Annotated in this window: 12 protein-coding genes; 9 read left to right on the forward strand and 3 right to left on the reverse strand. The window is 42.8% G+C overall.

All coding sequences use genetic code 11. The annotated features are described in order from the left end of the window. Positions 1–9: 9 nt before the first annotated feature. A complete protein-coding gene (locus tag ADJ67_00230) occupies positions 10–672 on the reverse strand; it encodes a glutamine ABC transporter permease (protein AKT46294.1) in 663 nt (220 codons plus the stop codon). A gap of 2 nt (positions 673–674) precedes the next feature. After that, a complete protein-coding gene (locus tag ADJ67_00235) occupies positions 675–1,460 on the reverse strand; it encodes a glutamine ABC transporter permease (GenBank protein AKT46295.1) in 786 nt (261 codons plus the stop codon). A 312-nt stretch (positions 1,461–1,772) separates the two neighbouring features. Here ADJ67_00235 and ADJ67_00240 point away from each other — a divergent pair, with 312 nt between their 5' ends. The 5 genes from ADJ67_00240 to ADJ67_00260 all read left to right on the forward strand — a co-directional run bounded on the left by ADJ67_00240 (position 1,773) and on the right by ADJ67_00260 (position 8,972). Continuing rightward, the gene (locus ADJ67_00240) at positions 1,773–3,410 is read left to right on the forward strand and encodes a hypothetical protein (protein AKT46296.1); all 1,638 of its coding nucleotides are present in this window, start codon (positions 1,773–1,775) and stop codon (positions 3,408–3,410) included. A gap of 124 nt (positions 3,411–3,534) precedes the next feature. After that, entirely contained in the window at positions 3,535–5,199 is a 1,665-nt protein-coding gene (locus tag ADJ67_00245) for a peptidase M20 (GenBank protein AKT46297.1), read from the forward strand. 29 nt (positions 5,200–5,228) lie between these two features. Beyond that, positions 5,229–6,875 carry a regulatory protein AepA gene (locus tag ADJ67_00250; protein ID AKT46298.1) on the forward strand — a complete coding sequence of 549 codons (1,647 nt, stop codon included), beginning with the start codon at positions 5,229–5,231 and terminating at the stop codon, positions 6,873–6,875. Positions 6,876–6,979: 104 nt separating this feature from the next. Then, a complete protein-coding gene (locus tag ADJ67_00255) occupies positions 6,980–8,392 on the forward strand; it encodes an amino acid carrier protein (protein ID AKT46299.1) in 1,413 nt (470 codons plus the stop codon). Between the two features lie 136 nt (positions 8,393–8,528). Beyond that, a complete protein-coding gene (locus tag ADJ67_00260; GenBank protein AKT46300.1) occupies positions 8,529–8,972 on the forward strand; it encodes a hypothetical protein in 444 nt (147 codons plus the stop codon). Positions 8,973–9,034: 62 nt separating this feature from the next. On the opposite strand, the gene ADJ67_00265 is transcribed toward ADJ67_00260, so the two are convergent. Then, the gene (locus tag ADJ67_00265) at positions 9,035–10,255 is read right to left on the reverse strand and encodes an arginine deiminase (protein ID AKT46301.1); all 1,221 of its coding nucleotides are present in this window, start codon (positions 10,253–10,255) and stop codon (positions 9,035–9,037) included. A gap of 141 nt (positions 10,256–10,396) precedes the next feature. Between ADJ67_00265 and ADJ67_00270 the strand changes: the two genes are divergently transcribed. The 4 genes from ADJ67_00270 (at position 10,397) to ADJ67_00285 (ending at position 14,305) form a co-directional block, all read left to right on the forward strand. After that, positions 10,397–11,404, forward strand: coding sequence for an asparaginase (locus ADJ67_00270; GenBank protein ID AKT46302.1), 1,008 nt, complete (start codon positions 10,397–10,399; stop codon positions 11,402–11,404). Between the two features lie 78 nt (positions 11,405–11,482). Further along, a complete protein-coding gene (locus tag ADJ67_00275; GenBank protein ID AKT46303.1) occupies positions 11,483–12,979 on the forward strand; it encodes a hypothetical protein in 1,497 nt (498 codons plus the stop codon). A gap of 33 nt (positions 12,980–13,012) precedes the next feature. Then, the gene (locus tag ADJ67_00280) at positions 13,013–13,372 is read left to right on the forward strand and encodes a lactoylglutathione lyase (GenBank protein AKT46304.1); all 360 of its coding nucleotides are present in this window, start codon (positions 13,013–13,015) and stop codon (positions 13,370–13,372) included. A gap of 57 nt (positions 13,373–13,429) precedes the next feature. Then, positions 13,430–14,305 (forward strand): membrane protein, encoded by an 876-nt coding sequence (locus ADJ67_00285; GenBank protein ID AKT46305.1) that lies wholly within the window; start codon positions 13,430–13,432, stop codon positions 14,303–14,305. Positions 14,306–14,323: the final 18 nt, after the last annotated feature.

Genomic DNA, 14,323 nt, shown 5'->3' on the forward strand with positions numbered 1-14,323 from the left:
TAATCTGCCTCACATTTTCTTCCAATTGTTTTCTAATGCACCAACCAGCTTTGATAGCGGAATTGTCATCAAAAGGTATACTAGCGCAGCGCCTATATACGCCTCAAAAGTGTTGTAAGTTGAGGCATTCCACAGCTGTGCACTTCTTAGAATCTCTATGACACCAACATAGGAAAGCACTGCAGTCTCCTTAATCATGGTTACAAACTCGTTACCAAACGAAGGTATAACTATCCTTAAGGCCTGTGGAAGCACAATTAGTCTGTTTACTTGAGCCTTTGTCATTCCAATTGATAGAGCCGCTTCACGCTGACCCTTATCAACAGCCTGTATTCCCCCACGAATAACCTCAGCCATATATGCAGCACTGTTTAAGCCGCAAACTATAAAAGCTGGAATTAGAAGTACGCTCCACTTGAAATCTACATTGTGTTGCTGTAGAAAGTATGGTATTCCGTATGCTAAAACTAGCGCCTGAACTATCAGCGGAGTTCCCCTTACAATCTCAATATATATTCCGGAAATTACCTTTAAGGGCTTTTTTTCCGAAGTCCTCATAAGCGCTAGTACTAGTCCAAGAAGTACGCCTATAACTAGTGCAAAGAAACTCACACTAAGCGTTATTGGCAAGCCTTTCAGCGCAACTAGAAAGCCCTCAACATATAAACCCATACTTATTTTCCCTCAAACCACTTCTTGTATAGCTTCTCGTATGTTCCATCCTTTTTGATGTTTTCAAGACCCTTGTTGATCTTTTCGAGAAGTTCTTTGTCGCCCTTTGCTACTGCAAAAGCGTATGACTCAGCGTCTAGAGTCTCTCCAACCGTCTTGAATGCCTTGTTTGCCTTAACTGCACGGTCTGCAACTGGCTTATCGATTATCAAAGCATCCACGTCGCCGTTTTTAACCTGAAGAAGACATGTATCTACGCCGTCGTTAACCTTAACATCTTTGATTTTGCCCTGTTCCTTTAGCTCATTTGCCTTATCTGCACCTGTTGTACCAATCTGAACTGCAACAGTCATATCTGGAGTAAGGTCATCGATTCCCTTAATAGTTGTGTTGTCTGATTTTACTAGAACTGCATTTCCACTGTCATAGTATGTGTTTGAGAAATCAACCTTTTTAACACGATCTTCGTTTGCAGTCATGCCAGCTGCGATAACATCACAGTTCTTAGCGTTTACTGCCGGGATAAGAGCATCAAAGCCAAATGACTTAAACTCAACATCAAAACCCTGATCCTTTCCAATTGCCTTCATAAGGTCCATATCAAAGCCTACGATGTTTCCATCTGCATCTGTTGTATCAAATGGTGCAAAGGTCGGCTCCGTACCAACAACATAGGTTTTCTTTTCCTTGTTATCATAATTCTTTTTTCCACACGCTGTTACTCCAACCACCATCGCTAGAGCTACTGTAAGCACTACTGTTTTCTTAAGTAAATTCTTTCCTTTCATTTCGCTTTCCCCTCTCAAGTAATTTATACTTATTCCTTAAATAGAATTTTTATCATAGGGTAATTATACATTGTCATTTATAATTATGCAAGTATTATTTTATATTTTTCTTTTTTATGTATAGGCATTTTTAAAAACCCTATTATTTCAATGCTTTACAAAACTAAATTATTCATTTTCATTATATATATGCAAAAACTTTCTTCATATTAATAGTTTGAATGCTTGCCATTTGAATAATGAGAAACAAGGTGAATTAGTTAGTCTCATCTATGCTATAATGCATACTAATAGATAAAGGAGATGATTTATATGAAAGACAGAATTCTAGAGGTCCTAACTAAGCTTGTTGCCTGCGAAAGTATCAGCAGCACGCCAAAAGAGCCGTCGGCCTCAGTATATGTCAATGATTTTATTAAACAGATACCTTATTTCCAGGAGCATCCTGAGCTATGCGGTGCATATGAGATACCAAACGATCCCTTCGGACGCACGGTCCCATACGCACTTGTTTTAGGTAAGAGCCCAAATACTGTTATTCTTTCAGGACATATAGATGTAGTTTCTACAGAAGTTTACGGTGATGCAGAGCCACTTGCCTTCACACTAGGCCCTGAACTAGAGGCTAAGCTTGCTACTAAGGATTTGAACGAGGTTCAGAGAAAAGACCTTGAGTCAGGCGAATGGCTTTGGGGTCGCGGAGCAGCTGATATGAAGGGCGGTATTGCAATCGCCATGGTTCTTCTAGAGAAATATGCAAAGCTCGCCCAAGAAGGCAAGCTAGAAGGCTCATACCTCTTCTCTGCAGTTGCAGATGAGGAATGCTACTCAGCAGGAATGAGAGCAATAATGCCAAAGTATCTAGAGCTTAAGAATAAATATTCACTGAACTTTAAGCTTTTGATAGATCCAGAGCCAGCATCTGAGGATGGACCTGCACAGGTTCTCTCGCTAGGTTCAATCGGAAAGACCATGCCAGTTATTATGACTCAGGGAGCTGTTGCCCACATCGGTCACTGCTATAACGGTATGTCATCACTCAACATGCTAGCTGGAATATACCAAAGAACGGGAGGTAGCCTAGAGTTCGTCGATGTCTATAAGGATGAGTCCTCAATGCCGCTAAACTGGCAATATATGAGAGATATCAAAGAGACCTACGATGTTTCTCTACCATTCCGCTCAAGCGGATACATGACAGTGTTAAGCTTCAAGACAACAATTTCTGAGACACTTGCAAAGCTAAAGAAAATCTGCGTTGAGGTCTTTGATGAAGAGGTTAATAAGCTTAACGCTCAGTATCAGGAGTTCAAGAAGCACAACCGCTTCGAGACCAAAGAGAAAATCTACTATCCAAACTGCGTCTACACGGTTTCTGAGCTATGCGATAAACTGCGCGAAAAGGATGGCGCTGCCTTTGATGAGTTCTACGATAAGCTCTACGATCAGGCTAAGGATATGGTTGCCAAAGGAAAAAGTTATCCAGATGCTACCATCTACCTTATGGATAAACTTTTGAGCTATGCGGACATAAAGCAGCCAGTCGTTTTGATAGGTATGGCTCCACCATATTATCCTGCAACTCACAGCGACCAGATTGAAGGCCGCGAGGGCTACGGAAGCAAGGTTTTCGAGTTTGCTAAGAAGCTTTCAGAAGAGAAGTTTGGACAAGCTTTGACATCGGAGCACTACTTCACTGGAATCTCCGATAACAGCTATACATCAATTCCAGACCTAGACTTTGATGAGATAACAGCTAACTACCCTATGTGGGGAAGCGCATACAGCCTTGACTTTGAGGCGATCAAAGAAATCTCGGTACCTTCTATCCTATACGGACCTATCGGCAGAGAATATCACCAGTGGTCGGAACGCGTTAATAAACGCAGCCTCTTTGAGGTTATGCCAGAGATGATTCAGAGCGTTATCGAGTTTGCTTGGGAGAACTAGAGCTCGCTTTGATGTAAAAAGCCAATCGGCGTTTGGGCAGGCTAGTGCTTGCCAGTAAGATATTGTTTTTAAGAGTCAAATTAGGGCTCTTGAATATATGCATTTAAACAATGGGAGGAAAAAAATGAACGAATATGTAAGAAAGCGTATTGAGGAAATGTCCATCGACTTTACTTCAGTGCAGAGCGTTGTCGACACAGAGGGCGAAATCGTTATGGCAGAAAAGATCTACGACACCATGAGCGAGATCGATTACTATAAGAAAAACCCTGAGAAGCTTTACTACATCGACCTTAAGGACGATTTAATCGGCAGAAAGATTGTTGTTGCAGAGCTTAACGGTGAGAAGAAGCCTTCCGATAAGACTATCGTTCTCATCGGACACTTTGATACAGTTGGTATTTCCGACTACGGCCCACTTAAGGAGTACTCAACTCAGCCAGCAGAGCTAATTGAGAGATTCCGCGAGCTAAAGCTTCCTGAGGAAGTAAGAGAAGATCTTGAGTCCGGAAAGTACATGTTCGGTCGTGGACTCTTTGATATGAAGTCTGGTGATGCTATCATCATCGCTATCATGGAAGAAATCAGCAAGGATCTAGCAAACTTTGAAGGAAACCTAATCTATGCTGCAGTTTGCGACGAAGAAGGAAACTCAGGCGGAATGCTTAACTTTGTTCCTCACCTTGTTAACCTCAAGAAGGAAAAGGGCTATGACTACATAGCTATGATAGATACAGACTACATGGCACCTGCATTCCCAGGCGACCCAATGAAGTACATCTATGTAGGAACAGTTGGAAAGATCATGCCTACATTCTACATCGTAGGTAAGGAAACTCACGTAGGTGAGTCATTTGACGGACTTGACCCTAACCAGATTGCATCACAGCTAACACAGAGAATCAACCTAAATCCTGAGTTCAGCGACACAGTTGACGGAGAGGTAACACTTCCTCCTATCACACTTAAGCAGAGAGACCTCAAGACAGAGTACTCTGTACAGATTGCTAACAAGGCTGTTTTGATGCTCAACTACGCAACACACGATTCAACACCTGACCAGGTTCTAACAAAGATGAAGAACGCAGGTCATGAATGCTTCCAGCAGGTTGTTGACACACTAAACGAAAGATATGCTATGTACTGCGACATGGTAGGCAGAGAGTTCAGAAAGCAGCCATGGGTTGCAAGAACTTTCACATACGACGAGCTATACAAGGCAGTTAAGGCAGAGCTTGGAGACGAGCTAGATGCAAAGGTTGCAGCTTACATCGAGGAGCTAAAGAAGGATACTACTATTGACGTTAGAGACAAGTCACTTAAGATTGTTGACTTCGTTCACGATCTATGGTCAGATAAGGACCCTATCCTAGTAGTTTACTTCACACCACCTTACTATCCACACATCCATGTTGATGATAGCACAGCAAAGGGCAAGGCTCTTATCGATGCAGTAAACGGTGCAGTTGCAAGCGTTAAGGCTGATCCAGCATTCGATTATCAGCTAATCAGCAAGAAGTTCCTACCTTGCATTTCAGACCTAAGCTATGGTGCAGCTCCTAAGGATCCAGCAGTAATTGAGAGATTCGAGCTCAACACACCTGGTTACGGCGAAGGCAAGATTTACTCACTTCCACTAGCTGATATGCAGGTTCTTGACCTACCAGTAGTAGACATCGGAACTGTAGGAAAGGACGCTCACAAGTACACAGAGAGAATCGAGACAAGATTCACATTCGAGTACACACCTGAGCTAGTTTATCAGACAATACTTAACCTACTAAAATAGGATAGACCAAAAATTTTGAGGAGATCAAAATGAGAGCTCACGCAGACAAACTTTTTATAAATGGAAAAATCTATTCGATGGAGGCAGAGGGCTTATGCTATGAAGCCCTAGCTATCAAAGATGGCAAAATCGCCTTCATCGGTGATAATAAGAGCGCGCAAGCTGACTTTGATGCAGATGAAATCATCGACCTTGGTGGCAAAGTAATGCTTCCTGGCCTTGGAGATGCTCACCTACACTTCTTTGCCTACTGCCAGACCTTCACAACAGTGGATCTTGGCGGAGCTAAATCAAAGGCAGAAGCCCTAGAGCGACTCAAGGCGAAGGCGGCTGAAACACCTGATGGCGAGTGGATTAGAGGAAATAACTTTGATCAGTCAAAATGGAACGACTGCGAGGATGAGATTCCAACAAGACACTGGCTTGATGAAGCGAGCAAAAAGCATCCTATTATGATAAAGAGAGTTTGCCTGCATACGGGAGTTGCAAACACACTTGCCCTAGAAAAGGCAGATATAGGCAAGGACTATGACTTTGGTGAAGGCGGTGTTGTAGAGCTAGAAGCAGACGGACATCCTAACGGAATCCTAAGAGAACAGGCAACAAAGATCTTTGATGACCTAATCCCTGATCCAACAAAGATTCCAGAGGTCAAGACCGAGCTCATGGATAGAGCCTTGGCAGAAGCCTCTTCAGTCGGACTCACTGCAATCCATACATATGCAGCCGATATTTGGAAGTACACCGAAAGCTTTGATGACTACCTAAAGCTCGATCACGAAGGAAAGCTCCCTCTCAGAGTTAGCATCTACCTCGACACATTGTATAACAAGCCATATCTGACCAAGAGAGAAATGGAAGATCCATACCTCAAGGTTAGATATGGTGGATATAAGATTTTTTCTGACGGTTCACTCGGTTCTCGCTCAGCTAAGCTTTTCGAGCCTTACAGCGATGCTACTGATACTGATGGACTTCTCGTTCAGACTCAGGAAGAGCTAAACGAAAAGATGCTCACTGCATATGAGATGGGGCTTCAGCCAGCGGTCCACTGCATCGGAGACAAAGGACTTGACTGTGTTCTAACTGGTGTCGAATATGCCCTTGCAAAGAGCAGAGAGCATGGAATGACAGAGGAAGAACAGGCAAATCGAGATCCGTTCAGAATTATTCATGCGCAGATGGCAAATCCAGATTTGATTGAGCGTATGAGCAAACTTCCTATAATAGTTGACATTCAGCCAATCTTCCTAGCTACTGACCTCCACTGGATTGAGGAGAGAGTAGGAGCCGAAAGAGCAGCGCACAGCTATCAGTGGAAGACTTACATAGAAAAAGGACTAAGACTTTTAGGCGGCTCAGATTGCCCTGTCGAGAGCTTTTCTCCATGGCACGGAATCTACGCAGCTGTTACCCGCAAGGACCTAGAGGGATATCCAGAAGCAGGCTATCACCCAGAGGAAAAGATTTCTGTATACGATGCGCTCTGCATGTTTACTAAGAATGTTCCTTATGGAACTGGTCAAGAGGACTACCTCGGAACGCTAGAGATAGGAAAATTCGCTGATATGGTCGTTATTGACCGCAATATCTTCGAGATTCCTGAAGATGAGATAGCAGATATCAAGATTGAATATACCTACCTTGCAGGTGAAGAAGTCTATAGAAGAAATTAATTTAGATTTTTTCTGTGGTGAAGAAACACAAATCGCTTAACTACAGATGAAATACACTATGCGCAAGTTATATCAACATTTACTTATTAAGAAAGGAGAAGCATATGTTTATAATCAATGCTTTAATTGCCTTTGGTAACTGGTTTTGGGGAATTCCAATTCTAATTTTACTTGGATGCGGTGGTCTTTATGTAACAATCAGAGTAGGATTTCTGCAGTTCCGTCACTTCGGATATATCTGCTCACAGACATTTGGTAAAATGTTTGCAAAGCCAGAGACCGATGATGGCGTATCACCATTTGCCGCTGCTTGTACAGCTCTAGCATCTTCAATCGGTGCTTCAAATATCGTCGGTGTTCCAGTAGCTATTGCTCTTGGTGGCCCTGGTGCAGTATTCTGGATCTGGGTTATGGCATTCATCGGAATGGCTACAAAGTACACCGAAGTAACTCTTGGCCTAATGTACAGAGAAAAGAATGAAGCTGGCGATTTTGTCGGTGGTCCTTACTACTACTGCAGAGGACTTGGCAAGAGTGGTATCGCAAAGAAAATCGGTATCTTCTTCGGAACATTTTACGCTTTCGGACTTATGATAGAACTTATTCCATCAATTGCTTCACAGGCTGCATCTGTAACAAAGCAGGGTATCTCACTAGGAATTCCTGAACTTCCTATCGCTATCGCTGTAGCAATTATTACAATCATTGTTTGCATAGGTGGCGTAAAGAGAATCGGTGATGTTTGCGATAAGCTCGTTCCAGTGATGGCTATCGTTTACATGCTAGGTGCTTTAGTAATCATCGTTAAGAACTTTAACCAGATTCCTAACGCATTTGCAGAAATCTTCGGATCAGCATTCACAGGAAGAGCTGCTTTCGGTGGATTCGCAGGAGCATCTCTAGGTGCTGCACTAAGATGGGGATTTGCTCGTGGATGCTATTCAAACGAAGCTGGTATGGGTACTGCTCCTCAGGGACACGCTGCTGCTAACGTAGATCACCCTGTAAGACAGGGACTCTGGGGCGTATTCGAAGTTACTGTTGATACAATCATCGTTTGCACAGTAACAGCTCTAGCAGTTTTGGTTTCTGGCGTTTGGACAGAAAAGGGAATCGATGCAGGTGCTCTAGCGCAGGCTGCATTCAGCAAGAACTTCAACCCAACATTTGCTAACTACTTTGTAGCTATCTGCGTATTCCTATTCGTACTTTCAACAATCATCGTTGTTACATTCTACGGACAGAGACAGGCAGAGTTCCTATTTGGTATCGGATTCAGCAAAATCTGGGTTTGGGTTTACATCATAGCAACTGTAGTAGGTGGACTAGGAATCGACCTTGGCGTACTATATGCTCTAACAGATGCGTTCCTAGGACTCATCATCATTCCAAATATGATTGCTGTAGTTCTAATGGTTCCACAGGTAAAGAAGGCTCAGGATGAGTTCTTCAACACTCCTGGAAAATACTATCTAGCAGATAAGGCTGCAAAGGCAGCAAAGAAAGCTGCTAAATAGTAGGCTACAAGATCAAAATATTTTAAAAAACTTCTTTTGAGGTTCACTAATCAGTATATACTTGCGCAATAAGGCGGGAACGCGTTCAGCGTTCCCGTTATTCAATCTTTAGTTATTATTCTTTAGGAGAACGCTTATGTTTATACTCAGAGCTATTATCTTAGTACTCGCACTTTTTATGGGTGTATTTTTCACCGTCTTTGTACTGACAGCGATAGAGGCGAAGTCACCAAAATTTGAGGGTCTCTCCCGTCGCATACACAAAGCACTTCCAGAAAAACTCTGGTTAGCATTTTTTATAGGCTCACTCGCAATCTTTTTGTTCGTATTTTACAAACTCACAGGCTTAGAATATGTGCGAATCGGGATATTTACAGGTTTAATATCAGGAATATTCCTCTACTTCCGTGCAGGCCCTAATATTAATAGGGAAGAGATGGAAAGAGACGCGCAGAGAAAGGGAGCAAATCCAACAGGATTCCTGAACTTTTTCCAGGGCCCTGATAAGAGTAGCTATCAAAACAAGAAGCCCGCGAAAAACAATCCTTACAAGAGTAAGAAGAACAAAAATAGAAAATAATTTAAACTACAAAGGACTCAGAAAACATGCTCTCTGAGTCCTTTTGATTTACCTCTGATATATTAGATATCGTCTCTGTTGATTGGGCAAGACATGCAGCGTGGGCCGCCTCTTCCTCTTGAAATCTCAGCTCCTGGTATAGCAAGAACCTTGACACCCTTCTTATCGAGAAGCTCGTTTGTAACATAGTTTCTCTCGTATGTTACAACAGTTCCTGGCGCTATACAAAGCGTATTTGAACCGTCGTTCCACTGCTCTCTCTGCGCAGCCATCTTATCGTCTCCACCGCATCTGATTAGCTCTACCGCTGGAAGGTTTAGAATAGACTTTAGGATGTTTGTTAGAGTATCTGTAACTGAGCTATATCTAACCTCGCCGTCTCTATCAAGCTCCATTTCAAATAGCTGAAGTGGTGCCTCAATCTCAGGATGTATGGTGAACTTATCGTAGTCTACCATTGTAAATACTGTATCGAGGTGCATGAAAGCACGAGTCTTAGGTATATCGAATACGATGACACGCTTGAATTCAGAGTTTCCTAGCAGGTTGCGAGCAAAGCGCTCTATAGCTGCTGCTGTAGTTCTCTGGCTTAGTCCAACTGCTACAGTTTCTTTGTTCAAAACTAGAACGTCTCCACCCTCGATTGCGTAATCGTGATCGTAGTCATACCACAATCTGTTTTCGCCACCTGAGAAGTCCTCATTGTGCTGGTACATATACTTGAGAAGTAGCGCTTCTCTGCGTCTTGTACCTGTGCTCATGTGGTGAATGCTTAAACCATTTCCTATGCACGCGCCTGGGTCACGAGTGAAGTAAAGGTTTGGCATAGGGTCTAGGTAGAACGGATATGATGAAGAAATGAATTCAGCAAATGAATTCGACTTGAAGCTTGGAACTTCATCCTTCTTAACGCCACTTATGATCTTTGCAACCATCTCCTTAGTTGGCATCTCGTTCAAATAGTGGAAAACCGCCTCACTAGCAAACTTGCTGTTCATGTGGCTTTCTGCGATGAACTCCTTCAAAAATTCAGACTTAATCTCTGGATTTGCAAGGGCCTTAGCAGTCTCGTCTACGTAGTATACCACTTCTACGCCGTTGTCTCTTAGCACCTGAGCAAAAGCATCGTGCTCCTGCTGTGCAATCTTTAGGTATGGTATATCATCAAAAAGCAATCTTGCAAAGTTTTCTGGAACTAGGCCCTCAACCTCATAGCCAATTCTATGAAGAAGAACCTTGTTCAACTTTCCAATCTCAGAATAATTGTGTATTCCGGGTCTCATAAATTCCTCTCTTTTCTCTATATCAATATCTTATATAACTAAGATTGTAACATTGTTAAAAAATTCGTCAAGCTATTCATTTTAATATGCAGCTTTGATGTGGTATACTTTTATCAAAGAAAGATAGATTGAGGATGACTTATGAAGAAAATCTTACTCATTGCAACAGGTGGAACGATTGCTTCTGTTCAAACCGAAAACGGGCTAAAGCCTGCGATTTCACCAGAGATGTTGCTCTCATACATTCCTAATGCCTGCAGTAAATGCGACATTGATGTAAAACAGATTTTTAATATAGATAGCACCAATATCCAGCCCGAGCACTGGATGCTCATAGTTAGGGAAATTGAGGCGAGCTATGACAGCTACGATGGCTTTTTGATAACGCACGGAACGGACACCATGGCATACACAGCCTCTGCTCTTTCCTACCTGATACAAGGAGCATCTAAGCCTATAGTTTTAACAGGTGCTCAGAAGCCGATTTCAGACGAATTTACCGATGCAAGACGCAATCTCAGCGACAGTATCAACTTTATACTTAACGGCGGTCTTAACGGTATTTTTATCGTCTTTGACGGTAAGGCAATCTTGGGAACGAGAGCCCGCAAGGTAAGAAGCAAAAGCTTTGCAGCTTTTGATAGCATAGGCTACCCTATCGCAGCTTTCATAGATGATAGCAGGATAATTAAATACCTCGAGGCGCCAGCCGTCTCAAGTGAGGTACGCTTTGCCGCTTCCATATCCGATTCAGTCTTCTTGCTTAAGCTGATCCCAGGAATTAGACCTGAGATTCTCGCTTATCTTGGTAAGCACTATGACATCATTGTGATTGAAAGTTATGGAGTTGGTGGTATACCATTCTATGATAAGAGAAATTTCCTAAACGAGCTTCGTGCTTTGACTGAGAAGGGTAAAATCATCGTTATCGCTACTCAGGTTATGCTTGAGGGTAGCGATGCCGAAAAATATGAGGTCGGTGCACTTGCACTCGATAGATACAACGTGCTCCAGTCCTTTGATATGACTGTCGAATCTGCCGTAACTAAGCTCATGTGGCTATGTGCAGAGCATGAAGGCTACGAGGAAATTCGTGATGGTTTTTACAAATGTATTAACCACGACCTGCTCTACGACCCTAAGAACTAGACAGGTATTTGAAAGCTAATAACTTAGACGGACGCCTGACACACTTTTGCGTCCATGTAGAATAAATTGGAGGAAACTATGGAATTAAGTCAAGTAAAAGAAAAACTACTTAAATTGCAGAGCCGCCTTAGCGCATACGCACACGCCATGGAAAGCATCAGCTACGACGGACAGACCGTTGCCCCAAAGGGCACAGCCGAAAACCGCGCGCACGCTCTTGCTGTGCTCAGCGAAGAAGAATACCTGATCAAAACAGGAAGTGAAACTGTTGCTCTTCTCGAGCTTCTAGATAACAACAAAGCTGTTTTGACCAAAGAGGAAAACCGCATGGTTCAGCTCATGCTAAAGGACATCCGCCGCATGCAGAGCATTCCTATGGACGAATACATCGCCTATCAGGAGCTTGTTGTAAAAGCCGAGGATGTTTGGGAAGATGCTAAGAGGAATAATGATTTTGCTTCCTTTGCGCCATACCTAAAGGAGATCTTTGATACAAATATAAAGTTTGCAAAGTACTGTGCACCAGACAAGGTCCCTTACGACTACTGGCTCGGTGAGTACGAAGACGGCCTCACCATGGAGGTCTGCGATGAGTTTTTCTCAAAGTTAAGGGATAGAATCGTTCCACTAATCAAGCACATTTCATCAAGCGAGCAGGTCGATGCTTCATTCCTAAATGGTGATTTCCCAATTGCTAAACAGGAAGAGCTCTCTTACTACCTAATGAAGCTCTTAGGACTTGACCTAGCGCACTGCGGACTTTCAACAAGCGAGCATCCTTTCACAACAAGCCTAGGCTCACATCTAGATGAAAGAATTACAACTCACTATATGGAAGACAGCTTCGTTTACTCTATGTACAGCGTAATCCACGAAAGCGGACATGCTCTCTACGATACAGGAGTTGATGACAAGTATCTATATACACTTCTTGATGCTGGAGTTTCCATGGGTATCCACGAAAGCCAGAGCAGATTCTACGAAAACCTCCTAGGCAGAAGCAAGGAGTTCATAGAGCTTGTACTTCCTAAGCTAAAGGAGCTTTTCCCTTCACTAAAGGACGTCACAGCAGATGCGCTTTATCGCGCAATCAACAAGGTTGAACCTTCTTTGATTAGAACAGAGGCAGATGAGGTTACATATTGCCTCCACGTCCTAGTAAGATACGAGCTTGAGAAAAAGCTTATGGCTGGCGAAATTACTGTTGACGAGCTACCTGAGCAGTGGAACAGACTATATAAGGAGTATCTCGGAGTCGATGTTCCTAGCGACAAGCTAGGCGTTCTTCAGGACAGTCACTGGGCTGGTGGTGCAATAGGCTATTTCCCATCATACGCACTTGGATCTGCCTACGGTGCTCAGCTTCTATCAAAGATGGCTGCCGAAGTCAACGTCAAAGACGCTCTATCAAAGGGAGACTTCTCAGAGATAAACGCGTGGAACAGAGAGCACATCTGGAAGCACGGAAGTCTCTATCGCTCAGATGAGCTACTTGAAAAGGCGCTTGGCGAGAAGTTCTCAGCCGATGACTATATCGACTATCTAGAGAAGAAATTTAAGGAAATATATAAATAGAAAGGACGGCAAAAGCCGTATAGGAGAGAAATCATGTTTTGCTTTAATCATTTTAATTTCAATGTTTTAGATCTACAGCGCAGTCTTGAGTTCTACGACAAGGCACTTGGCCTAAAGCCTGTTCGCGAAAAGCACGGAGAGGACTTCACTCTAGTCTATCTCGGTGATGAAAAGACCGGCTTTCAGCTAGAGCTTACATACATGCACGACCGTAAAGAGCCTTACGATTTGGGAGAAATAGAGTATCATCTTGCTATGACGACTGATGACATGGAAGCATCTAGAAGGCTTCACGAGGAGCTTGGATGCATTTGCTTTGTTAATGAGGATATGGGAATCTATTTTATCGAAGATCCGGATGGGTACTGGATTGAGGTAGTCCCAGAAAAATAGCAAGTCCAAGAAAATATAAACTTGCAAACTATAAATCATTCGTCGATTGGAGAAAAAATGAGAATTAAAAAACCCAAAAATCATATACTAAATCCATTATTCCAATTTCTTGCCGTTACATTCGGTGCCGTTCTCTTTGCGATAAACCTCCGCACCTTTATCCCTGCTGGAGGCCTTTATCCGAGTGGCTTTTCTGGAATTGCAATTCTTATTCAAAGGATTTGTGACAAGTACTTTGGGCTTGGCATCCCGTTCACAGCCCTATACATTCCGATAAACCTTATTCCTATCTACATAGGCTTTAAGTATATCGGCAAAAGGTTTACACTTTACAGCCTCTATGTAATCACACTAACCAGTATTTTGACCGATACCATTCCAAAGTTTGTCATTACAGATGATATGCTTTTGATCTCAGTATTCGGTGGTATTCTAAATGGACTTGCAGTTGTCGTTACACTTCTCGCTGGTGCAAGTGGTGGCGGTATGGACTTCATATCGATATTTATGTCAGAGCGTAAGGGCAAGGATGCATGGAATTTGATACTGCTTACAAACTCTGTTATTCTGCTTACTGCGGGTTTTCTTTTCGGCTTCGAAAAGGCTTTATACTCAATCATATTCCAGTACTGTAACACGCAGATTATCAAGTTTTTCTATAAGCGCTACCAGAAGCATACTCTGCTCATCATCACCGATAAAACTCAGGAGATTTACGAGCAGATCCGCATCATGACACACCACGATGCAACCCTATTTGTCGGTACGGGATGCTACGAGGGCGCCGAAAGAAAGATGCTTTACTCGGTTGTAAGTAGCGATCAGGTTTCAACTGTAATTAAAATCATAAAGGAAATAGATCCTAAGGCCTTCATAAACTCTCTCAAGACTGAGGAGCTAAGTGGCAGGTTCTATAAACAAAAGAAGAGATAAGTAAAAGACGAGGGCCAG

It is taken from the genome of Eubacterium sulci ATCC 35585, from assembly GCA_001189495.1.
GTDB lineage: Bacteria > Bacillota > Clostridia > Peptostreptococcales > Anaerovoracaceae > Eubacterium_B > Eubacterium_B sulci.

Excerpts from the sequence above, each read along its gene's own strand:
- ADJ67_00230 (AKT46294.1), bottom strand. The coding sequence starts at position 672 with ATGGGTTTATATGTTGAGGGCTTTCTAGTTGCGCTGAAAGGCTTGCCA.
- ADJ67_00235 (AKT46295.1), bottom strand. The coding sequence starts at position 1,460 with ATGAAAGGAAAGAATTTACTTAAGAAAACAGTAGTGCTTACAGTAGCT.
- ADJ67_00240 (AKT46296.1), top strand. The coding sequence starts at position 1,773 with ATGAAAGACAGAATTCTAGAGGTCCTAACTAAGCTTGTTGCCTGCGAA.
- ADJ67_00245 (AKT46297.1), top strand. The coding sequence starts at position 3,535 with ATGAACGAATATGTAAGAAAGCGTATTGAGGAAATGTCCATCGACTTT.
- ADJ67_00250 (AKT46298.1), top strand. The coding sequence starts at position 5,229 with ATGAGAGCTCACGCAGACAAACTTTTTATAAATGGAAAAATCTATTCG.
- ADJ67_00255 (AKT46299.1), top strand. The coding sequence starts at position 6,980 with ATGTTTATAATCAATGCTTTAATTGCCTTTGGTAACTGGTTTTGGGGA.
- ADJ67_00260 (AKT46300.1), top strand. The coding sequence starts at position 8,529 with ATGTTTATACTCAGAGCTATTATCTTAGTACTCGCACTTTTTATGGGT.
- ADJ67_00265 (AKT46301.1), bottom strand. The coding sequence starts at position 10,255 with ATGAGACCCGGAATACACAATTATTCTGAGATTGGAAAGTTGAACAAG.
- ADJ67_00270 (AKT46302.1), top strand. The coding sequence starts at position 10,397 with ATGAAGAAAATCTTACTCATTGCAACAGGTGGAACGATTGCTTCTGTT.
- ADJ67_00275 (AKT46303.1), top strand. The coding sequence starts at position 11,483 with ATGGAATTAAGTCAAGTAAAAGAAAAACTACTTAAATTGCAGAGCCGC.
- ADJ67_00280 (AKT46304.1), top strand. The coding sequence starts at position 13,013 with ATGTTTTGCTTTAATCATTTTAATTTCAATGTTTTAGATCTACAGCGC.
- ADJ67_00285 (AKT46305.1), top strand. The coding sequence starts at position 13,430 with ATGAGAATTAAAAAACCCAAAAATCATATACTAAATCCATTATTCCAA.